We start from the raw sequence: 315 nt of genomic DNA, 5'->3' as shown, positions 1-315 counted from the left end.
GTGCTCCCCTACGTGACCCTCGACCTCTCCTGGGGCGATGGGCGGGGGGCGCGGCTTCTGATCCCCCGGCCACAGGAGCCCCTGGGGCGGGGAATCGAGACGGTGCGCTTCGCCGACGGCGCAAGCATGTCGCTCGCCGAGTTGATCGCCCTCGCGCCAGAAGCGCCTGCCTTTGATCCGCCCACGGACACGGTCTACCCCTTCGAGCGCGGGGCGGGGCGAGTTGTGATCGACGATCCCGCCTTGACCGAGATCGCCTTCGGGGCGGGCATCGTCCCCGAGATGCTCTCCTTGACCTTGGGGTCGCTGGTGATC

Annotated in this window: 1 protein-coding gene; it reads left to right on the top strand. The window is 69.5% G+C overall.

Features of this window, described 5'->3' with window-relative positions; translation table 11 throughout:
• Window positions 1–315: hypothetical protein (locus ACTFO6_RS18330; RefSeq protein ID WP_439935814.1), on the top strand; the 315-nt coding region annotated here is incomplete at both ends.

The sequence above is a fragment of the Pelomicrobium sp. G1 genome, from assembly GCF_051905455.1.
Taxonomy (GTDB): domain Bacteria; phylum Pseudomonadota; class Gammaproteobacteria; order Burkholderiales; family UBA6910; genus Pelomicrobium.
The sequence above is the reverse complement of the archived record's forward strand: the minus strand, read 5'-3'. Positions and strand labels throughout refer to the sequence as shown.